General features: G+C 74.3%; 14 protein-coding genes. 10 read left to right on the top strand and 4 right to left on the bottom strand.

Annotated features, from left to right (window positions below; genetic code table 11):
* Nucleotides 1–40: 40 nt before the first annotated feature.
* From ABZ404_RS36275 to ABZ404_RS36310, 8 genes are all read left to right on the top strand, one after another.
* On the top strand, nt 41–475 hold the full coding sequence (locus ABZ404_RS36275; RefSeq protein WP_358833939.1) for a hypothetical protein: 435 nt from the start codon (nt 41–43) through the stop codon (nt 473–475).
* A gap of 18 nt (nt 476–493) precedes the next feature.
* A complete protein-coding gene (locus tag ABZ404_RS36280; protein WP_358833931.1) occupies nt 494–1297 on the top strand; it encodes an IclR family transcriptional regulator in 804 nt (267 codons plus the stop codon).
* 166 nt (nt 1298–1463) lie between these two features.
* Nucleotides 1464–3929, top strand: coding sequence for an FAD-dependent oxidoreductase (locus tag ABZ404_RS36285; protein ID WP_358833932.1), 2466 nt, complete (start codon nt 1464–1466; stop codon nt 3927–3929).
* Between the two features lie 113 nt (nt 3930–4042).
* Nucleotides 4043–5242, top strand: coding sequence for an N-methyl-L-tryptophan oxidase (gene solA / locus ABZ404_RS36290; protein WP_358833933.1), 1200 nt, complete (start codon nt 4043–4045; stop codon nt 5240–5242).
* Nucleotides 5239–6390 carry an aromatic ring-hydroxylating dioxygenase subunit alpha gene (locus ABZ404_RS36295; protein ID WP_358833934.1) on the top strand — a complete coding sequence of 384 codons (1152 nt, stop codon included), beginning with the start codon at nt 5239–5241 and terminating at the stop codon, nt 6388–6390. The genes solA and ABZ404_RS36295 overlap by 4 nt, the downstream gene beginning before the upstream one ends.
* A 115-nt stretch (nt 6391–6505) precedes the next feature.
* Nucleotides 6506–7975 (top strand): aldehyde dehydrogenase family protein, encoded by a 1470-nt coding sequence (locus tag ABZ404_RS36300; RefSeq protein WP_358833935.1) that lies wholly within the window; start codon nt 6506–6508, stop codon nt 7973–7975.
* 103 nt (nt 7976–8078) lie between these two features.
* Nucleotides 8079–9674, top strand: coding sequence for an amino acid permease (locus ABZ404_RS36305; protein ID WP_358833936.1), 1596 nt, complete (start codon nt 8079–8081; stop codon nt 9672–9674).
* A gap of 19 nt (nt 9675–9693) precedes the next feature.
* On the top strand, nt 9694–11271 hold the full coding sequence (locus ABZ404_RS36310; RefSeq protein ID WP_358833937.1) for a GMC family oxidoreductase N-terminal domain-containing protein: 1578 nt from the start codon (nt 9694–9696) through the stop codon (nt 11269–11271).
* A 52-nt stretch (nt 11272–11323) separates the two neighbouring features.
* Here ABZ404_RS36310 and ABZ404_RS36315 read toward each other — a convergent pair whose 3' ends face one another.
* The 4 genes from ABZ404_RS36315 to ABZ404_RS36330 form a co-directional block, all read right to left on the bottom strand.
* The gene (locus ABZ404_RS36315) at nt 11324–15985 is read right to left on the bottom strand and encodes a hypothetical protein (RefSeq protein WP_358991335.1); all 4662 of its coding nucleotides are present in this window, start codon (nt 15983–15985) and stop codon (nt 11324–11326) included.
* 56 nt (nt 15986–16041) lie between these two features.
* Nucleotides 16042–16887: a hypothetical protein gene (locus tag ABZ404_RS36320; protein WP_358837807.1), complete on the bottom strand. Its 846-nt coding sequence runs from the start codon at nt 16885–16887 to the stop codon at nt 16042–16044.
* Nucleotides 16888–17304: 417 nt separating this feature from the next.
* Nucleotides 17305–18828: a hypothetical protein gene (locus tag ABZ404_RS36325; RefSeq protein ID WP_358835706.1), complete on the bottom strand. Its 1524-nt coding sequence runs from the start codon at nt 18826–18828 to the stop codon at nt 17305–17307.
* A 98-nt stretch (nt 18829–18926) separates the two neighbouring features.
* On the bottom strand, nt 18927–19631 hold the full coding sequence (locus ABZ404_RS36330) for a GntR family transcriptional regulator (RefSeq protein ID WP_358835707.1): 705 nt from the start codon (nt 19629–19631) through the stop codon (nt 18927–18929).
* A 190-nt stretch (nt 19632–19821) separates the two neighbouring features.
* Here ABZ404_RS36330 and ABZ404_RS36335 point away from each other — a divergent pair, with 190 nt between their 5' ends.
* Complete coding sequence (locus ABZ404_RS36335; RefSeq protein WP_358835708.1) at nt 19822–21099, top strand: MFS transporter; 1278 nt, start codon at nt 19822–19824, stop codon at nt 21097–21099.
* Nucleotides 21096–21866, top strand: coding sequence for a 5-oxoprolinase subunit PxpA (locus ABZ404_RS36340; protein WP_358835709.1), 771 nt, complete (start codon nt 21096–21098; stop codon nt 21864–21866). Before ABZ404_RS36335 ends, ABZ404_RS36340 begins: the two co-directional genes overlap by 4 nt.
* Nucleotides 21867–21869: the final 3 nt, after the last annotated feature.

Raw genomic sequence — 21869 nt, forward strand, 5'->3', positions numbered from 1 at the left:
CGCCGATGGTGGGGAGGGAGTATGCATGGGCACTGAAGGCATGTGTGCGGACGGTGAGGCGGCTCGGGGTGCGCGAGGGGGTGAACTGCCGCCGCTGTGGGTGGAGGAGCCCGCGGTGCGGCCACGGCTGCCCGACCCGATCAGGGACGCGGCCGTGCGGTCGGTGCTGATCGTCGCCTGCACCCTGATCCAGGCGGTGATCGCGTTCCTGTGCACGATGGCGGGCTCCTGGCTCGCCTTCCCGATGGTCCTCAGCAGTGTGGCGAGCACGGTCGTGGCGACCTGGGCGGTCCTCGACGTGTGGGTCACCCGCCAGGTGTGGAATCAGCGCAACGGCGTGGTGTCGGTGCCGAGCAGCACCGCGCGCGAGCGGCGCAGGGAGCGCAGGCGGGTGCGCCTGGCGGCCAGGTCGGCCGAGCCGTCGGGGACCGGCCGCATACGGCAGCACAAGGCGGGCAGCCTCTCCCGGGCATAGCGGCCCCGAGGAGTGCGGGTGGGTGAGGTGCGGGAGCCGGACGCGGCCGCGGGCAGACGGCGGGGCGGCGCCGGGTCGCTGCGGTCGGTCGACCGCGCGGTCAGCGTGCTGGAGGCGCTGGCCCGGCTCGGCGAGGCCGGAGTCACCGCAGTCGCCGATGAGTTGGGGGTGCACAAGTCCACCGCGTTCCGGCTGCTGGACGCGCTGGAGAAGCGCGGCCTGGTCGGCCAGGAGAAGGAGCGGGGGAAGTACTTCCTGGGGACCGGGGTGCTGCGGCTGGCCGGGGCGGCGGCCGTGCGGCTGGACATCTCGCAGGAGGCCGTGCCGGTCTGCCGCGCGCTCGCGGAGGCCACGGGCGAGACCGCCAACGTCGCCGTGCTCGACGGTGACGCGGCCGTCAACATCACGCAGGCGAGGGGCGCGGCGGCCGTCACGGCCTTCGACTGGCTGGGCCGGCGCACCCCACTGCACGCGACGGCGAGCGGCAAGGCGCTGCTCGCCCACCTTCCCGAGGAGCGCCGCGAAGCCCTGCTCGGCCAGGGGCTGGCGCGCTTCACCGCGCACACGGTCACGGATCCGGCCGTCCTGCGCGCCGAACTGGCCGAGGTGGTGGAGCGGGGGTACGCGCGGACGGCCGAGGAGCTGGAGGACGGGCTGAACGCCCTGGGGGCGGCGGTGCGCGGCCACGACGGCTCGGTGATCGGCGCGATCGGCGTCTCGGGCCCGGTGTACCGGCTGCCGAAGAGGGTGCTCCCGGAGATGGCCGAGCACGTCCTGGAGGCCGCCCGGGACCTCTCGCGTCGCATGGGTCATCCCGGGTAACACCGGCCCTGACCCCACGTCATATGTGTTTCTGGCCAGGCGGATTAACCCGTCACGGGCCCCTGGGCCACGGCCGGTCCGTCCCTCTTGACGCTCTCCTGGGCCGTCCTCAGGATGTCTCACATCGCGCAACCGGTAGTGCTCTGCGCAACAGGAGGGTGAGGCCGTGTCCCACGAGGTCCGCACCACCCCCGCCCCCGACCCCGCCCACGCGCGCGTAGTGATCATCGGCGCCGGGATCGTGGGCTGTTCGCTCGCCGACGAGCTCACCGCGCGGGGCTGGTCGCACGTCACCGTCGTGGAGCAGGGGCCGCTGCCCGCGCCGGGCGGTTCCACCTCCCACGCGCCCGGTCTGGTCTTCCGGACGCATGTCTCGCGGACGATGACGGCCTTCGGCACGTACACGGCCGACACCCTCCGCGGGCTCAGCGTGGCGGGCGAGCCCTGCTTCCGGGCGGTGGGCGGCCTGGAGGTCGCCACCACACCGGAGCGCTGGGCCGATCTGCACCGCAAGGCGGGACTCGCCACCTCGTGGGGAGTGCGGGGCGCTCTGCTCACCGCGCACCAGTGCGGGGCGCTGTGGCCGCTGCTCGCCGGGGAGAAGGTCCTGGGCGGCTTCCACACCCCCGACGACGGGCTCGCCGACGCGGTGCTCGCCTGTCGGGCGCTCCAGGCCCGCGCCCGGGCCCGAGGCGCCCGGTTCCTGGCGCGCCACACGGTCACCGCCGTCGAGCGGGAGGACGGCCGGGTCACCGCGGTCCTCACCGACCGGGGCCGCTTCCCGGCCGATCTGGTGGTCTCGGCGGCCGGCTTCTGGGGCCCGGTGATCGGACGCCTGGCCGGCGTGGCGGTGCCGCTGCTGCCGCTCGCCCACCAGTACGCGCGGACCGCCCCGCTGCCCGGGCTCGCCGAACGGGCGGCCGCCGCCCTGCCCATCCTGCGCCACCAGGACCGCGACCTGTACTTCCGTACGCACACGGACGCGGAAGGGGTGCGGCTGGGGATCGGCTCGTACGCCCACCGGCCGCTGCCGGTGGACCCGTGGGCGGTCCCGGCGTACGACGACGCGCCGGTCATGCCCTCCTCGCTCGCCTTCACCCCCGAGGACTTCGCCCCGAGCTGGCAGGACGCGGCGGCGCTGCTGCCCGAACTCGCGGACAGCGCGGTCGCGGACGGCTTCAACGGCGTCTTCTCCTTCACGCCGGACGGGATGCCGCTGCTGGGCGAGTCCCGCGAGCTGCGCGGGTTCTGGCTGGCCGAGGCGGTGTGGGTGACGCACGCTGCGGGAGCGGCCAGGGCGGTCGCCGAGTGGATGACGCACGGCCGCCCCTCGCTCGACGTGCACGCCTGCGACATCCGGCGCTTCGAGGACGTCCAGCTCACGGACCGGTACGTCGAGGAGCGCTCGGCGCGGAGCTTCGTCGAGGTGTACGACGTCGTCCATCCGCTCCAGCCGCCGCAGAGCCCGCGCCCGCTGCGGACGAGCCCCTTCCACGGACGCCAGTGCGCACTGGGCGCGTACTTCCTGGAGGGCGGCGGCTGGGAGCGGCCGCACTGGTACGAGGCGAACGCTCCCCTGGTGGACGGGCTGCACCTCCCCGTACGCGACGCCTGGTCCGCGCGGTACTGGTCGCCAGTGGCGGCGGCGGAGGCCAAGGCGACCCGGGAGCGGGTGGCGCTCTACGACATGACGCCGCTGCGGCGCCTGGAGGTGACCGGACGCGGCGCGCTCGCGTTCCTCCAGCGGATGACGACCAACCAACTGGAGAAGAAGCCCGGTTCGGTGACGTACACGCTCATGCTGGACGACGCGGGCGGGATCCTCTCCGATCTGACCGTGGCGCGGCTGGCTCCCGACCGCTTCCAGGTGGGCGCCAACTCCCCCGCCGACCTGGACCGGCTGCTCGCGCACGCGCCGGACACCGTCACCGTCCGGGACATCACCTCCGGCACCTGCTGCGTCGGCGTGTGGGGCCCGCTCGCCCGCGACCTGGTCCAGTCCCTGACCCGCGACGACTTCTCGCACAGCGCGTTCGGCTACTTCCGGGCGAGGGAGACGGTCCTCGGAAACGTCCCGGTCACGGCCCTGCGGCTGAGCTACGTCGGCGAGCTGGGCTGGGAGCTGTACACGAGCGCCGACCTCGGGCTGCGGCTGTGGGACACGCTCTGGGAGGCGGGGCAGCGGCTCGACGTGGTCGCGGCGGGGCGCGGCGCGTTCGAGTCGCTGCGCCTGGAGAAGGGCTACCGCGCCTGGGGCCGTGACATGACGAGCGAGCACACCCCCTACGAGGCGGGGCTGGGCTTCGCGGTCCGGCCGGGCAAGGGCGAGTTCGTCGGCCGCGCCGCGCTGGGCGATCCGGCGGCGCTCCCCCGCAAACTCACCTGCCTGACCCTGGACTCCCGCTCGGCGGTGGTCCTCGGGAACGAGCCGGTGCTGGTCGACGGTGTGCCCGCCGGTCACGTCACCAGCGCCGCCTACGGCTACACGGTCGGCAGGTGCGTGGCGTACGCGTGGCTGCCCGTGACGGCACCGGGCACGGCGGTCCAGGTGGAGTACTTCGGCGAGAAGGTGCCCGCGACCGTCGCCGAGGAGCCCCTGTTCGACCCGCGGATGACCCACCTCTTGCGGTGAGGGCCCGCGCCCGGCGGTTCCGGGCGCCGAAGGGCTCATCCGTGGAACGGCACCGCGCCGGCCGGTATCCCGCACGGCGGGTCCGGCCGGACACCGACTCTCCGGGAGGAAGCATGGCTCCGACGTACGACGTGATCGTCCTGGGCCTCGGCGGCATGGGTTCCGCCGCGGCCCGGCACCTCGCCGCGCGCGGGGTGCGCGTCCTCGGCCTGGAGCGGTTCGGCCCGGCGCACGCGCACGGCTCCAGCCACGGCGGTTCGCGGATCACCCGGCAGTCCTACTTCGAGGACCCGGCGTACGTACCGCTGCTGCTGCGGGCGTACGAGCTGTACGAGCAGGTCGAGCGGGACTCCGGGCACGAGATCGCGCTGCTGTGCGGCGGGATGATGGTGGGCCGTCCCGACTGCCGGACGGTCGCGGGCGCGGTGCGCTCGGCCCGCGCGTGGGACCTGCCGCACGAGATGCTGGACGCCCGCGAGATCCGGCGCCGCTTCCCGGCCATGAGCCCGCTCGACGACGAGGTGGCCCTCTACGAGGCGCGGGCCGGCCTGCTGCGGCCGGAGGCCACGGTGGCGGCGCATCTCCACCTCGCCGCCAAGGCGGGGGCCGAGCTGCGCTTCGAGGAGCCGGTGACCGGCTGGGAGGAGCTGCCGGGCGGGCGGGGGGTCCGCGTCCACACGGCCGGGCGCCATTGCACGGCGGGGCAGTTGGTGGTCTGTCCGGGGGCCTGGGCGCCGGAGCTGCTGGCGGACCTCGGGGTGCCGGTCCGCGTCGAGCGGCAGGTCATGTACTGGTTCGAGCCCCGGGGCGGCATCGGGCCGTTCCTCCCCGAGCGCCAGCCGGTCTTCGTGTGGGAGCAGGCGGACGGCGTCCAGGTGTACGGCTTCCCGGCCGTCGACGGGCCCTCCGGCGGCGTGAAGACCGCCTTCTTCCGCAAGAACGGCGCCCCCTGCACCCCGGCGACCATCGACCGTACGGTCACCGCGGCCGAGGCCGAGGACATGGCAGCGGCCATGCGCCGGGTGGCCCCCACCCTGCCGGGAACGTTCCTGCGGGCCGTGACCTGCATGTACTCCAACACCCCGGACGAGCACTTCGTGATCGCCCGGCACCCCGCCCACCCGGAGACCACCACCGTGGCCTGCGGTTTCTCGGGGCACGGGTTCAAGTTCGTCCCGGTGGTCGGCGAGATCCTCGCCGATCTGGCCCTGGAGGGCGCCACAGCCCATCCGATCGGGCTCTTCGACCCGCTCAGGTTCGCCGCCGGCACGCCCGCCGGGGCCGGCCAGGGCGCCGGAGGCGGCTCGCGATGACCGCCGAGGCCACTGAGTCCACCGAAGCCGCACCGAGCCTCCTGCGAACGCTGCCCGGACGCTTCTACTGCGACCCGGCCGTCTTCGCCCGAGAGCAGGAGCGGATCTTCGAGGCGCTGTGGTTCTGCGCGGTGCGCGCCGCCGACCTCGACCGGCCCGGCGCCTTCCGCACGGTCCAGGTGGGCCGCGAGAACGTGCTGGTGGTGCGGACCCGCGAGGGCGCCCTGCGCGCGTTCCTCAACGTGTGCCGGCACCGGGGCGCCCGGGTGTGCGCCGAGGAGAGCGGTACGGTCCGGCGCACCTTGCAGTGCCCGTACCACGCGTGGACGTACGACCTGGACGGCCGGCTGGTGGCGGCGCCGAACCTGGCGCGGATGCCGGACGTGGACCGCGGGGAGCGCGGGCTGCTGCGGGTCGCGCTGCGGGAGTGGCTCGGCTACGTGTGGGTGTGCCCGGCCGACGAGCCGCCGTCGTTCGAGGACACCGTGGTCGGCGCCGCCACCGAGCGCCTGGGCGACCCGGCGGCGGTGGAGCGCTACGGAGCCGCGGGCCTCGCGCTGGGCCGCCGCGTCTCGTACGACGTGGCCGCCAACTGGAAGCTGATCGTCGAGAACTTCATGGAGTGCTACCACTGCGCGACCATCCACCCCGAACTCACCCATGTGCTGCCGGAGTTCGCCAAGGGATTCGCCGCGCAGTACTACGTGGGCCACGGCGCGGCGTTCGCGCGCGGCGCCGAGGGGTTCACCGTGGACGGCGGCGCGGGCTTCGCGCGCCTGGCGGGCCTCGCGGACGAGCAGGACCGCCGCTACTACGCGATCACCGTGAAACCGCAGGTGTTCGTGAACCTGGTGCCCGACCACGTGATCGTCCACCGGATGTTCCCGCGGGCCGTGGACCGCACGGTCGTCGAGTGCGACTGGCTGTACGCGCCACGGGTGGTGGCGGACGGCGCCGATGTCTCCCGGTCGGTGGAGCTGTTCCACCGCGTCAACCTCCAGGACTTCGAGGCGTGCGAGCGCACCCAGCCCGCCATGGACTCGCGGGCGTACCGCGACGGAGGCGTCCTGGTGCCCAGCGAACACCACATCCGTGCGTTCCATACCTGGGTCCTCGACCACTTGGGCGCGGACCCGGGCGGCCCCTGAAAAACCGCGGCTCACGCGCTGTTCCGCCGCCCAAACTATCGGCATCGTCACAGGCCTGAAGTGTGCCCGCCTGGGTAGCGGCGCCTCTGTTCGTGACCAGAAGTCGAGGAGCGTCATGCCTGATTTGTTCATCGGTGGCCGGTGGAGCGCCGCCGTCGACGGGGAGACCCGCGAGATCCGCTGTCCCGCGGACGGCTCGCCGGTCGCCGTGGTCGACGAGGGGGGTCCCAAGGACGCGGCCGCGGCGGTGGCCGCCGCCCGCGAGGCCTTCGACCGCGGCCCCTGGCCCCGGACGACGGCCGCCGAGCGGGCCGCGCTCCTGCTGCGCGTCGCCGGGCTCATCGAGCGTGACGCGGCCGCGCTGGCCCGCGCCGAGTCGCTGGACACCGGCAAGCGGCTGGTCGAGTCGGAGTACGACATGGCCGACATCGCCAACTGCTTCCGCCACTTCGGCCACCAGGTCGCCGCCCAGGACCCGGGCCGGGTCGTCGACACCGGCAACCCCGAGACCGACAGCCGTACCGTCGTCGAGCCGGTGGGCGTCTGCGCGCTGATCACGCCGTGGAACTACCCGCTGCTCCAGACCGCGTGGAAGGTCGCCCCCGCCATCGGCGCGGGCAACACCTTCGTCCTCAAGCCCAGCGAGCTGACCCCCCACACCGCGATCATCCTGATGCGCCTCCTCACCGAGGCCGGGCTGCCGGAGGGCGTCGCCAACCTGGTCCTCGGCACCGGCCCCGCGGTCGGCGCGCCGCTGACCGAGGACGCGCGCGTGGACCTGGTGTCGTTCACCGGCGGACTGTCCACCGGGAAGCGCGTGATGGCGTCGGCCGCGGCCACCGTCAAGCGCACCGCGCTGGAGCTCGGCGGCAAGAACCCCAACATCGTCTTCGCCGACGCCGACTTCGACACGGCTGTCGACTACGCGCTGACCGCCGTGTTCCTGCACTCCGGCCAGGTCTGCTCGGCGGGCGCGCGCCTGCTGGTCGAGGACTCGCTGCACGACCGCTTCGTCGACGAAGTGGTGCGCCGCGCACGGCAGATCAGGCTCGGCGGCCCCTTCGACGAGCAGGCCCGCTCCGGTCCGCTGATCTCCGCCGCCCATCTCGCGAAGGTGGAGGCGTACGTCGCGGACGGGCTCGCCGAGGGCGCGGTGCTGCGCTGCGGCGGCGCGCGCCCCGACGACCCGGCGCTGGCGAACGGCCACTACTACCTGCCCACGGTCCTGGACGAGTGCACGGCCTCGATGTCCGTGGTCCGTCAGGAGTCGTTCGGGCCGGTGCTGACCGTGGAGCGGTTCCACGACGAGGACGAGGCCCTCGCCCTGGCCAACGACACGATCTACGGCCTGGCCGGAGCGGTGTGGACCCGCGACGAGGCACGCGCGCGACGCGTGGCGGCCGGACTGCGCACGGGCACGGTGTGGATCAACGACTTCCACCCGTACGTCCCGCAGGCCGAGTGGGGCGGGATGAAGCAGTCGGGGACGGGCCGCGAGCTCGGGCTCGCCGGGCTCGCCGAGTACCAGGAGATCAAGCACATCTGGCGCAACACCGACCCGCGCCCGCAGCGCTGGTTCGACTGAACGGCCCCGCCCCCGGCACCGGACGGCCCCGCTCACCGCGGCCGTCCGACCGGTACGCCCCCCGTCCCACCGCCGCGCGATCCCGTACGAGGAGTGATCCCCGATGACCGCCACCAGTCCCCCGCCGCCCTCTCCCTCCCCAGCCCGGGCGGGCGCCGACGCCGATGACGCCGCGCTCGCCGAACTCGGGTACAAGCCGGGCCTCAAGCGCACCCTCGGCAACTTCCACACCTTCGCCGCCGGAATCAGCTACATCTCGATCCTGACCGGCACGTTCCAGATGTTCTACTTCGGCGTCAGCCTCGGCGGCCCGGCCTACTGGTGGTCCTGGCCGCTGGTCTTCGTCGGTCAGCTGATGGTCGCGCTCTGCTTCTGCGAGCTGGCCGCCCGCTACCCGGTGGCCGGATCGGTCTACAACTGGGCCAAGAACCTGGGCGGCCCGCACGTCGGCTGGCTGGCCGGCTGGATGATGACGCTGGCGAGCATGGTGTCGCTGGCCGCCGTCGCCCTGGCCCTCCAGCTGACGCTCCCCCAGATCTCCTCGTGGTTCCAGTTCGTGGGCGACGGCAGCGGGAAGTACGACGCGGCGGCCAACGCCGTGGTGCTCGCCTGCGGGCTGATCCTCTTCACCACGCTGGTCAACGCGTTCGGCGTCAAGCTGATGGCCCGGATCAACACCGCCGGCGTCTTCATCGAGCTGGTCGCCGCCGTGATCCTGGTGATCCTGCTGGCCGCGCACATCACCCGGGGTCCCAGCGCCATCGTGGAGACCCACGGCATCGGCGCCGGCCAGAACCTGGGCTACTTCGGCGCCTTCCTCACCGCCTCGCTCGCCTCCGCGTACGTCATGTACGGCTTCGACACCGCGTCCTCGCTCGGCGAGGAGGCCGTCGACCCCAGCCGCAACGCGCCGCGCGCGATCCTGCGGGCGCTGATCGCCTCGTTCGTCATCGGCGGCCTCATCCTGCTGTGCGCCCTGCTCGCCACCCCCGACCTGAGCGCGCCCGAACTCTCCGTGGACGGCCTCCAGTACGTGGTCCTGAGCACGCTCGGCGACACCATGGGCCAGGCCCTGCTGTGGTGCGTGGTGATCGCGGTCGTCGTCTGCGAGCTCGCCGTGCACACCGCCGGCATCCGGCTGATGTTCGCGATGGCCCGGGACAACAACCTGCCCGGCGGCAGCCGGCTCGCGCGGATCAGCCCGCGCTTCCAGACCCCGATCGCGCCCGCCGTGGTCTGCGGGGTCGTCGCCATCGGCATCCTGCTGGTCAACATCAAGCAGCCGCAGATCTTCTCGGTCGTCACCAGCATCGCGATCATCATGATCTACGTGGCGTATCTGCTGGTCACGCTGCCCATGCTGGTCCGCAGGCTGCGCGGCACCTGGCAGCCCGCCCCCGGACGCTTCTCGCTCGGCCGCTTCGGTCTGCCCGTCAACATCCTCGCCGTGCTGTGGGGCACGGGCATGACGATCAACCTGCTGTGGCCGCGCGCCGCCGTCTACAACGCGGCCGCCCCCTACCACTGGTACCTGCGCTGGGGCGGTGTGCTGTTCGTCGGCGCCGTCACCGTCGGCGGGTTCGCCTACTACTGGTTCGTCCAGCGCCACCGCACCGGCGTCCTCGCGGACCACGCCGCCGAGAAGCAGGACACCGACCCCGCCACCACCCCCGGCAACCCCGCCGCCGCCACCGGCTGACGCAAGGAGCGAAGCAATCATGAACGAGGCCAACACCCCCGTGGCCATGGACGAGTTCGACTACGTCGTCGTCGGCGGCGGCACCGCGGGCAACGTTGTCGCGGCCCGCCTCAGCGAGGACCCCTCGGTGACGGTGTGCGTCCTGGAAGCCGGCCCCTCGGACGTCGGCGACGACAACGTGCTGCGCCTGGAGCGCTGGATGGGGCTCCTCGAATCCGGCTACGACTGGGACTACCCGGTCGAGCCGCAGGAGCGCGGCAACAGCATGATGCGCCACGCGCGCGCCAAGGTGCTCGGCGGCTGCTCCTCGCACAACTCCTGCATAGCCTTCTGGGCGCCCGCCGAGGACCTGGACGGCTGGGCGGCCGAGGGCTGTACGGGCTGGGGCGCCGAGGACGTCTTCCCGCTCTACAAACGGCTGGAGAACAACGACGCGCCGGGCGAGCACCACGGCCGCAGCGGCCCGGTGAAGCTGCGCACCATCAAGGGCGAGGACCCCTGCGGCAGCGCCCTGCTCGACGCGTGCGCCCAGACGGGCATCCCCACCACGCCCTTCAACACCGGCCGTACGGTGATCAGAGGCGCCAACTGGTTCCAGATCAACTCCGACGAGAACAACATCCGCCAGTCGTCGTCGGTCGCGTATCTGCACCCGATCATCGGCAAGCGCCCCAATCTGACCGTACGGACCGGGATCCGCGCCAAGCGGCTGGTGATCGGCGAGGACCGGCGCTGCACGGGCGTGGAGTACCTGGACCCGGACCTGATCCACACCCGTACCGTCTCCGCCCGGCGCGAGGTCGTCGTCAGCTGCGGCTCGATCGACACGCCCAAGCTGCTGATGCTCTCCGGCATCGGCCCCGCCGACCATCTGCGCGAGGTGGGCGTCCCGACGCTGGTGCACTCCCCCGGCGTCGGCGAGAACCTTCAGGACCACCCCGAGGGCGTCATCATGTGGGATGCCAAGCGGCCGATGCCGACCCGCTCCAACCAGTGGTGGGAGATCGGGATCTTCGCCGACACCGAGCCGGGCCTGGACCGGCCGGACCTGATGTTCCACTACGGCTCGGTGCCGTTCGACATGAACACCACCCGCCACGGCTACCCGACCAGCGAGAACGCGTTCTGTCTGACGCCCAACGTCACGCACGCCAAGTCGCGCGGCACGGTGCGGCTGCGCACCCGCGACTACCGGGACAAGCCGATGGTCGACCCGCGCTACTTCACCCATGAGCACGACGTACGGGTGATGACGTACGGGCTGAAGCTCGCCCGGCAGATCGTGGCGCAGCCCGCGCTCGCGGACTGGGCGGGCGCGGAGCTGGCGCCCGGACCGGACGTGCGCACCGACGACGAGCTGTTCGAGTACATCCGCACCACGCACAACACCGTCTACCACCCGGCGTGCACGGTGAAGATGGGCGCCGACGACGACGCGATGGCGCCGCTCGACGCCCGGCTGCGCGTCAAGGGCGTCAGCGGACTGCGCGTCGCCGACGGTTCGGTGATGCCGGAGCTGGTCACCGTCAACCCGTGCATCACGACGATGATGATCGGCGAGAAGTGCGCGGACATGATGAAGGCCGACGCGACCTGAGCGGGTCCGCGGGAGCGTGAGGAAAGGGGGGCGCCTCGGCGCCCCCCTTTCCTCACGCCGGCTTCCGGAACATCCGGGTCGCGGTGATCTCCCCGTGCACCGACCCGTCGGGGTCGGCGGGCAGGCCCGGCCGCAGGTGCTCCTCGACGCTGATGTACTTCAGTCCCGCCCGCAGGTCCGCGTCATTGCGCAACCGGATGACCAGCGGGAACTCCGCGAGCGCCGTGGTGTCGAACAGGCCCGTGGTGTACAGGAGCTGCACGCCCAGCGCGTCCGACACGGCCCGCTGGAGCTCCAGGAGGTACGTGGCGTTGGCCCGGCCGATGGGGTTGTCCAGGAACAGCGTGCCCGCGTGGCGGTGCTTGTCGCGGCCCCGGTCGTTGCTGCGCAGGGCGGCCATCGTGCAGTACAGCGCGATCGCCGCGGTGAGCAGCTGGCCGCCGGAGAACACATCGCCCATCTGCCCGACCGGGACGCGCTCGGCGCGCAGCACCGCGTCCGGCTTGAGGATCTCCACGGCGATGCCGCGCGGTTCGAGGGCGGCCTGGACTCCCCGCAGCAGCAGGGACATTCCGTCCCGGCGCATGTCCGCGTTCTTCTTCACGGCCGCGCGCGTGGCCTCGTCGATGACCTCGCCCAGGCGCTCGGTCAGCGTCGCCTGGTCGGGCTCCTCGAAGCGGATCCGCAGGAACTCCTGCCCGGACCATTCGCCGAGGCCCTCCGGCAGCTGCGAGAGCCGCTGGGCCGAACGCAGCGTGGTGAGCGCCGACTCCACGAGCCCGCGCAGCCGGTCCACGATCGAGTCCCGGTTGCGCTCCAGCTGCTCCAGCTCGTCGGTGAGGACCCGCAGCCGGGGCGCGAACGCCGCCGCCCACGCCGCCGCGTGCTCGGGCAGCGCGGCGGCGGGCAGTTCGCGGATCTGCTGGCGGGCGGGGGTGCGCACCTGCTCGTAGCGGGTCGCGTTCGCGTGCCGGACCAGGATGTCCGAGGACTCGCGGACGGCGGCCTCGGCGGCCGACAGGTCTCCCGCGCAGCCGCGCAGCGAACGCCGCGCCTCGGCCGCCGACTGCCGCGCCTCGGCGAGGTCGCCGGGGAACGGCTCGGGCTCCTGCTCGTCCTCGTCCTGCTGGTGGTCGCGGAGCAGGTCGCGCAGGAGCGCGGCCGTCTCCTCGAAGCCCCCGGCCGCGTCCTCGGCGGCGCGGTGGGCCGTCAGGAGCTCGGCGTGCGCGGCGCGCGAGGTCTCCAGCGCGTCGGTGCGCGCGGCGAGTTCCCCCGTGGCCGTACGCAGCAGGGCCTGGGCCTGCTCGGCGTCGCCGGGCACCAGCTCCTCGGGCAGCTCGGTGTGCGCCGCGCCGTCCTCGGGGGCCAGGCGCTCGGCCTCGCCGCGCAGCCGGCCCAGCTGCTCGCTGGCCGCCGACGCCCTGGTCTCCAGGAGCTGTACGAGGGACTCGGCGCGGGCGGCGGCGGCCTGCCGGGACGGGCCGTCGGCGCCGTCGGTGCCCTCCAGGAGCTGGGCGGCGCGGGTGCGGACCTTGTTGGTGAGCCGGTCCAGTTCGGCGAGCGCGGCGCTCTCGTCGCTCTCCGCACGGGCCTGCTCGGCGCGCAGGTCGGCGCCGACGCCGACCTTCTCGTACAGCTGGGACGCGGCGCGGTAGGCCTCGCGCAGGGCGGGCAGCGCGGTCCTGGGCGCGTCCGCGTCCGGCTCCGGCAGGTTCTCCGGGGCGCCCGCGATCTCGGCCCGCTCGGCGCGCAGCGCGCGGGCCGTGCGGTGGGCGTCGTCGGCGGCGCGCTGGGCGCCGCGGCGGTCCTCGTCGGCGGCCCGGGCGCGCTCCAGGAGGGACTGGGCGCGGGCCTCGGACTCGGCGGCCTCGTCCACCAGCTCGCGCAGGGTGGCCTGCCAGCCCGCGCGCTCGCGCAGCCGGAAGGCGAGCCCGGCGAGCGCGTCGGCGGCGCGGCGGGCACGCTGGGCGGCCTCCTGGCGCTCGTCGCGCACCCGGGCGGCCTCGGCTGCGGCCTCCTCGGCCTCCGCCCGTGCCGTACGGGCCTCGGTCAGCTCCTCCAGGGCGGTCCTGGCCGCTTCGCGCGCGCCGTGGGCGGCCGTGGCGAGCTCGTCGAGCATCCCGGGCGGGCAGTCGGCGCGCCAGGAGCCGAGCCGCGCGGCGATGCTCCGGTCTCCGGCGAGGCGGGCGGCCAGGGCGCGGATCTCCTCGTCGCGGGCGGCGGCGCGGGTGCGCAGCGCCTGCCGTTCCTCGTCGGCGGCGTGCTCGTCGTGCATGGCCGGGTTCGGCGGGACGAGGAAGACCTCGCTGTCCGCCGCGCCCTCGCCCTGCCGGGGCACCGGGGCGAGCAGCGCGGCCGCGGTGCCGACGGCGACCGCCGAGCGGGGCAGCAGCGCGGCCCCGGCCAGCACCTCGCGGGCCCGGACGTGCGAGGCGGGGTCGGTGATCACCACACCGTCGACCAGCTCGGGCCGGGCCGCGAGCACCGCCGCGTGGTCGGCGGGGTCGACGGCCTGGGCGAGGTAGCGCCAGCCCGGCAGGGCCGGGATGCCGTGCTCGCCCAGGTACTCCACGGTGGCCAGCACGTCGGGGCCCGGCGGCAGCAGGCCGCCGTCGCCGAGCGCGCCGAGGATGCGGGAGTCGTCGGCGGCGGCGGTCCGCAGCTCGAAGAGCTGCCGCTCGGCGGAGGCGATGTTCTGGTCGAGGAGCCGGCGCAGCTCGTCGGCCTGGCGGTCCAGCTCCTCGGCGGTCAGCGGGGTGTCCGCGCCGTCCGGGGCGAAGGAGGCGGGCGTGCCGCGGACCGCCGCGTGGACGGCCTCCGCCGCGTACATGGTCGCGTTGCGCGGCTGCGGGACCCCGGCCGCCGGGGCCGACGGCAGGCCCAGGAGCTCGGCGAGGCGCTCTTCGGAGGCGATGGACTCGGCGGCGCGGCGCTCGGCGTCGTAGGCGTTGCCCGCCGCCTCGGCCGCGTCCTGGGCGCGGGCGGCGGCCAGTTCGGCGCGCGCCTCGGTGGCGGCGGCCTCGCGGGCGCGGTCGGCGGTCGTACGGGCGCTCTCGCGGGCCGTGTCCCAGGCGGCGACCGCGGTCTTCTCGGCGTCGCTGGCGGCGAGCGCGGCCCTGGCCGGGTCGGCGTCGGGGGCGCTGTCGTCCAGCCAGCCCGCGCGCACGGCCTCGGCGGTCTCCTGCTCGACCTCGGCCAGGCGCTGGCGCAGATGCCCGGCCTCGCTGCGGGCGCGCTGGGCGTCGGTGGCGGCGGCCGTGGCGTCGCGGTGGGCCGCCTCGCTCGCCTCCTGGAGCGCGGCGGAGCGCTCCTCCTCCTCGGCCGCGACCCGCTCGCCGTCCTCGGCGGCGGTGTGCAGGGCCCGGACGAGATCGGCGGCGGCGGTGGCGCGGGCGGCGAGCGCGGGCGCCGCGTCCCGCTCGGCCTCGCGGATGGCGGCGGCCACGCGCGCGGAGCGGTCGGCGGCGGCCCGGTGCCGCAGCACCGCCTCGGCGGCCTGCCAGGCGGAGTGCAGCGTACGGGCGTCGGCCAGCTCGCGGCGCTGGGCGGTGGCGGCCTTCTCGGCGACGGCGAGCGCCAGGGAGGCGTGGCGGTAGGCGAGTTCGGAGGCGATCAGGGCGCTGCGGCCGCGCGCCTGCTCGGCCTCGGTGACGGTGTGCGCGGCGGCGGTGACCCGGCCCGCGAGGTCGGTGGCGCGCCCGCGCTCCTGGGCGGCGCGCGCGGAGAGCCTGCGCGCGAGCGTACGGGTACGGCGCTCGGCGCCGGCGTGAACGTCGCGCGCGCGGGAGCGGGCCTCGGCGGCCTCGACGATCTTGGTGAGCAGGTCCACCGAGCCCGCGGTGAAGTCGCGTTCCGCGGTCAGCTCGGCGCGTCGGCCCAGCTTGTTGCCGAAGCCGCTGACCAGGTCGGCGAGGCCGTCGGTGTCACGGGTGTCGGTGACCGCGCGCAGCAGCAGGTCGGTGAAGTCGGAGTCCTTCTTGACCGCGAAGAGACCGGCCGCCTCGCCCTCGTCCGCGTTCATCTCGCGCTGGTAGCGGAAGAGTTCGGGGTCCAGGCCCAGGTCGCCCAGGTGCTCGTTCCAGCGGTCGTGGATCTCCTCCCACACCACGTCGAGGTGGGGATAGGCCTTGCCCGCCTCGGTGACCGCGTCGCGGAAGCCCTTCATGGTGCGGCGCCTGCCCTGGGCGCCGGACGCGCCCTCGGCGGAGGGGCGCATCGCGCTGGACTCGGCGACCGGCAGCGAGTCCAGGCTGAGGCCGGGGCCGGGCCGGAACGAGTACCAGGCCTCGGCGAACTTCCGCGGGTCGTTGGAGACCTGCCGGCCGCGCCACTCGCTGACCTTGCCGACGACGACCAGCTCGCCGGTGAGGGTGTGCTGCCACTCCAGGGCGACGTGGCCGCAGTCGTCGGCGAGCAGGAACTTGCGCAGCACGCCGGAGCTGGCGCCGCCGAGGGTGTTGCGGTGGCCGGGCAGCATCACCGAGAAGATCAGCTTGAGCAGGACGGACTTGCCGCCGCCGTTCTCCAGGAAGAGCACGCCCGCGGGGGCGGGGCGGCGGGGCGGGCCGACCGGCTCGTCCTCGAAGAACTCCGCCTGGGCGGGCGCCGGGTGGGGCACGGGCGCGCCCACGCCCCGCAGGTCCAGCACGGTGTCGGCGTAACGCGCACCGGCGGGACCGATCGAGTAGAGGCGGACCCGGGACAGCTCGTACATGGCGGACTCTCGTGGATGTGGCGGTGGATGGGCGTGGGGGGGCGTACGGGTGCCGGTCAGGCGTGGAAGGGGAGCCCGGCATCGGCGGCCAGGTCGAGGTCGTCGCCGTCCGGGGGCGGCAGGAGGGTCGCGCTGCCGTCGCTGACCGCGACGACGCCGAGGTCCAGGAGCTCGGCGAGGGCGGCGCTGCCGGCCATGTCGCGGACCTGGAGCTGGTAGCGGGCGGTGGTGCGGTAGGCGCCGCCCGCGTCGTCGCCGGTCCGCTGGAGGAAGCCGGACTCGGTGAGGAACGCGACGGCCTTGGCCACGATGCCGGTGGTGGAGCCGGCCAGGCGGCGGGCGTCCTTGGTGGCGCCGGTCGAGCTGCGCCGGGCGTAGATGCGCCAGGCGGCCTCCAGGCCCGGGGCACCGGTCTCGGGGTCGGTGTTCTCGCCCTGCTCGGCGGCCTTCTCCTCCAGCCGGCGGCAGGCCTGGCGGACGAACGCGTCGACGCCGTTGACGGTGATCCGCCCGATGTAGCCGTCGTCGGCCAGGTCCTCGGGGCGGGGGAAGGCCATCGCGGCCACGGCGAGGTGCGCGAGGCCGTGCAGGAAGCGGTCGGCGGCGTCGGTGGCGGCGCGGCGGGCGTAGTCGCCCATGCGGACGGCGAAGACGGAGTCCTCGGCGGCGGTCACGGCCATGCCGGCGCGGGGGGAGACCTCCAGGACGACGAGGCCGAGCCCGGCGGCGACGGCGTCCGCCAGCCGCGCGAACGCGGGGTCCTCGCGGTGGCGGCGGAGCAGTTCCGCGTACTCCGCGTCGCGGGCGGGGAGCAGTTTGGGCTGGAGGCCGAAGGCGACGAGGCGGGCGGCGTCGGCGGCGTCGCCCGGAGTGATCCGCCGCTCGTCCCCGTCCCGGGGCACCTCGACGGGACCGTCGCCGGCCTCGGGCTCGTGCTCAAGGTGGTGGTCGGTCACGGGTCTGCTCCTTGGGGGGGTGGGTTGTGCGGTGGGGGCGCGGTGCGGGGTGGGGGGCGCCTGCGGCGGGCGGGCCCGATGTTCGTCTGCGGGTCCGGTGGGGGCCGGTCGCGCAGTTCCCCGCGCCCCTGGAGGAACGGGGCTCCGCCCCGGTCCCCGCTCTTCGAACGCCCGAGGGGGTGGAGGTGGCTGGGGCCGCAGCTACCTACGGGGCGCGGGGAACTGCGCGGCCAACCCCCACCGGCCCGCAGCCCGGCACAGGAGCGGGCCGCAGGCCCCGCAACGGGGTCCGGGCGCGAAGCCCCCGGGGAACCGCCCTCACCCGCCCCCGGAGGGTCTCGGGAAGGGGCGGGGCGGGGGACGTCACGCCGCCTCCCGGTCCGCCGCCATCCCCGCCGCGTCCAGCCGCGCCGTCCCCACGATCAGATCCGCCCCGCCGAACTCCGGGTCGTCCAGCAGCGTCCCGTCGTCCACGGCGAACAGCAGGCGCTCCTCGCCCTGGCGGTACGCCGTGCCGACCGGGGGGCTCGCCGCGTGGACCGCGAGCAGGGCGACCAGGTACGGCAGGTCGGGGTCGAGGGCGCGCGCCTCGGCGAGGAGGCCCGAGAGGCGGCGCGGCGCGTCGTGTTCCAGGTCGAGCAGCTCCATCGCCGCCGCCAGCTGCTCCTCACTGAAGCGGCTGTCGTCCGGCGTGGCGATCAGATCGGGCTCGGGCATCTCCGCGCCGAGGTGCTCCCGCTCCATCGGCGGCGTCAGCAGTATGTCGACGAGGTCGGCGACCCGCACGGAGACCGGCGTCCGCAGCCCCGTCCCGCGCGCGAAGAAGGCGTCCGTCACCCGCGACGCGTCCTCCACCGGCAGCGGCAGCAGGGGCGCGACCAGCTGCCCGTACAGGTCGAGGCCGGTGCGGGCGGCCGGGCGCGCGAACGCCTGGCGGTCCTGCTCGGCCCGGAACAGCGGGCCGGCCTCCAGCAGCCGCGACTGCAACTGCGTATGGCGCCGGATGCAGTCCTTGACGATGTCGACGAGCTCGGCGGCCCGCCGCTTGTTCTCGGGCTCCTCCGCCTCGTCGCGCGCCTTGCGGATGTTGGTGAGGATCGCGTTCTCGTGCCGGTAGCGGTCGGCCACGTGCTCCAGCGCCTCCGCGATCATGTCCGGGACGGCGTTGAGCCAGTCGACCGCGCGGACGTTGCGCCGCGTCGCCTCCAGGGTGCGGCGCAGGGTCTCCGCGTACTGCACGGTGCGGTAGCGGGCCTGCTCGGCGGCGAGCTGGGCGTCGGCGAGGCGGCCCCGGCTGATCAGCACCTCCAGCTTCACCTCGGCGGCGATCTGGGCGCTGGTGACATCCGTGTCGAGCGCGCCCACCAGCACGTTCACGGCCTCGTCGGTGGTGCGCAGATAGACGCTGCCCCCGTATCCGGGGACCTCCTCGATCAGCTTGAAGTCGTAGTCCCGGCGCACATAGACGCCGTCCTGGCTGAACGTCCCGTACACCGCGCGGAAGCCGCGGTCCACGCTGCCGACGTTGATCAGGTTCTCCAGGACCCAGCGGGCCACCCGCTCGTGCTCCGCGGCCGGGCGGCCCGGCGCCTGCGCGGCGACGCGCGGGATCAGCCGGGCCACGATCTGCTCGTGGTCGGCGCCGGTGTCGAAGTCCATGTTCAGCGTGACCAGGTCGATCGAGGCGAGGGCGACCTCGGCCATCGCGTAGACCGAGTACTCACCGGCCAGGTTCGCCTTGCGCACGTCCAGGTCGTGCAGCGGGGCGGTGCAGGCGAGCGCGCGCAGCCGACGCGCCAGCCCCTCGTCGGCGGCCGGGCCCGGTGCGGGGCGCGGCCCCGCGCTGAGCTGGGGCGGAACGGGTTCCGTCGAGGCAGGCGAAGTCACGCTGCACAGATTAGGTCCTCGCACTGACAACGGTCGAAACGGCGCAGATACGACCGCCGGCCGCCCCCGCGCCGCCGGGTCACCGCTCGGCCCCGCCGTCACGCGCCGTCCGCCACCACCCCCGCGTACGCCTCCACCAACTGCTCGCGGGAGTCGTCGAGATAGTCGGCCAGCAACCGGACCGCGCCGGTCCGCTCGCCCGCCCGCAGCGCTTCCAGAATCTCCCGGTTCCGTATGAGATAGGGCTGATGGAGCAGTTTCGGGTCGTCCACCACATGGAAGGCGAGCCGCAGTTCGGCCAGGACCCCGCGCATCAGCTCGTCCGTGCGCGCGCTGCCCGCGAGGGCCACCAGCTCCCGGTGGAAGTGGATGTTGGCGGTGGAGACGCCCCGCCAGTCGTGGCGGCGGGCCGCCCGCTCCCCGGTCGCCACCGCCGCGTCCAGTGGTCCGAGCGCGTACGGAGGCGCGCCGAGGCCCCGGACGACGGCGCACTCGACCAGGCGCCGGGTGCGGTAGATGTCCTCGACGTCCTCGACGGCCAGGATCCGTACGAACACGCCCCGGTTGAGCTCGTGGACCAGCAGCCGCTCGTGGGTCAGTAGCCGGAACGCCTCGCGCAGGGTGTTGCGCGAGACCCCGAGGGCCTTGCCGATGGCGTCCTCCGCGAGGCGTTCGCCCGGCGGGAAGTAGCCCTCCGCGATCCGGCCGCGCAGGATGTCCGCGACCCGCTCGGCGGTACTGGTGCGGCCGAGCAGCGGGCGGTCGTCCGCCAGCCCGCCGGCCCCGGACCCGGTGGTCCCCACGGCAACCTCACTCCCCCGCCGGGCTTTCCGGCGGCGCACTGCCCGCCATCGTAGAAGCGCCGTCGCGGAAGAACGGGCCGACACGGCTCTTGTCGGATTGTTCAACGATCCTCTAGCTTGGGCGTCACCCCGGAGCCCCCCACCCCTCCGCTCTCGACCGCACCCTCCCCCCTCCCCCTGCGAGGTGCAGATGAGCACGACCCAGGACCGGCCGAAACAGGACGAACTGCCTGCCGGCGGCGGCCCGTTCGGCTGGCTGCGCGCCCTCGGCCCGCGCGGCCGGCACGCCTTCGGCGGCGCGTTCGGCGGCTACGCCCTCGACTCCTACGACTACTTCACGCTGCCGCTGAGCATGGTCGCGATCGGCGCGTACTTCGGCCTCGACCACGGCCAGACCGGTCTGCTCACCACCGTGACCCTGGTGGTCTCGGCGGTCGGCGGCGCGCTCGCGGGGATCCTGGCCGACCGCATCGGCCGGGTGAAGGCCCTGATGATCACCGTCATCACCTACGCGGTGTTCACCGTGGCCTGCGGCTTCGCGCCCTCGTACGAGACGCTGATGGTCTGCCGCGCCCTCCAGGGCTTCGGCTTCGGCGGCGAGTGGGCGGTCGGCGCGATCCTGGTCGCCGAGTACGCCTCGGCCAAGGACCGCGGGCGGACGCTGGGCGCGGTGCAGAGCGCCTGGGCGGCGGGCTGGGCGCTGGCCGTCCTCGTCTACACCCTGGTCTTCCACTACGTGGACGCCGACACCGCCTGGCGCGTGATGTTCTGGACGGGCGCGCTGCCCGCCCTCCTGGTGATCTACATCCGGCGCAACGTCAGCGACGCCCCCGAGGCCGCCGCGCGGCGCGCCGCCGACTCCACCCGCGGCTCCTTCTCCGCCATCTTCAAGAAGGACCTGCTGCGCGCCACCTTCTTCGCGACGCTGCTCTCCACCGGGGTCCAGGGCGGCTACTACACGCTCGCCACCTGGGTGCCGACCTACCTCAAGACCGACCGCGGGCTGACCGTCGTCGGCACCGGCGGCTATCTGACGTTCCTGATCTCCGGCGCGTTCCTCGGCTACCTCACCGGCGGCGTCCTCAGCGACCGGCTGGGCCGCAAGCGGAACATCCAGCTCTTCGCGGTGCTGTCCGCGCTGTGCATCCTGGTCTACACGCACATCCCGTCCGGCGCGAACACCCTGCTGCTCGTCCTCGGCTTCCCCCTGGGGTTCTGCATGTCCGCGATCTTCAGCGGGTTCGGCTCGTTCCTCAGCGAGCTCTATCCGACGGCGGTACGCGGGACCGGCCAGGGCTTCACGTACAACAGCGGCCGGGCCGTCGGCGCCTTCCTGCCCACCTTCGTGGGCTACCTCTCCGACAGCTGGGGCGTGGGCGGCGCGCTGACCCTGGGCGCGGTCGGCTACGCGCTGGCCGTCGTCGCCCTGTTCGGGCTGCCCGAGACCCGCGGCAAGGAGCTGCTGTGACCCCGACCCCGTCCCGTATCGACCTCAACGCCGACCTCGGCGAGGGCTTCGGTCGCTGGCGCCTGACCGACGACGAGCAGTTGCTGTCCGTCGTCACCAGCGCCAACGTCGCCTGCGGCTTCCACGCGGGTGACGCGGCCACCATGCGGCGCGTGTGCGCGCTCGCGGTCGAGCGCGGGGTGCGGATCGGCGCCCAGGTCTCCTACCGCGACCTGGCCGGTTTCGGCAGGCGCAGCATGGACGTGCCGCCGGACGAGCTGGCCGCCGAGGTCGCCTACCAGATAGGCGCGTTGGAGGTCTTCGCGCGGGCCGCCGGCAGCCGGGTCTCCTATGTGAAGCCGCACGGCGCGCTCTACAACCGCGTCGTCCACGACGAGGAGCAGGCGGCGGCCGTCGTCGAGGGGGTGTGCCTGGCGGCGGGCGCGGTGCCGGTGCTCGGGCTGCCCGGCTCGCGCCTGCTGGAGCGCGCCGCGAAGGCCGGACTGCCGGTCGTCACCGAGGCGTTCGCGGACCGCGCCTACACCGCGCGCGCCACCCTCGTCCCGCGCGGCCAGGAGGGCGCGGTCATCACGCACCCGCGCGCGGTCGTCCAGCGCGCGCTCGCGCTGGCGGGCAGCGGGACGGTGGTCGCCGTCACGGGCGAGAGTGTCGAGGTACGCGCGCGTTCGCTCTGTCTGCACGGCGACACCCCGGGCGCGGCCTCGCTCGCCCGCCGGGTGCGGGCGGAACTGGAGGGCGCGGGCGTGCGGGTGGAGGCGTTCGCGTGAGCC

Origin of the sequence: Streptomyces sp. NPDC005878 (assembly GCF_040629815.1) — a bacterium.
In the GTDB taxonomy this organism is placed as follows: Bacteria; Actinomycetota; Actinomycetes; order Streptomycetales; family Streptomycetaceae; genus Streptomyces.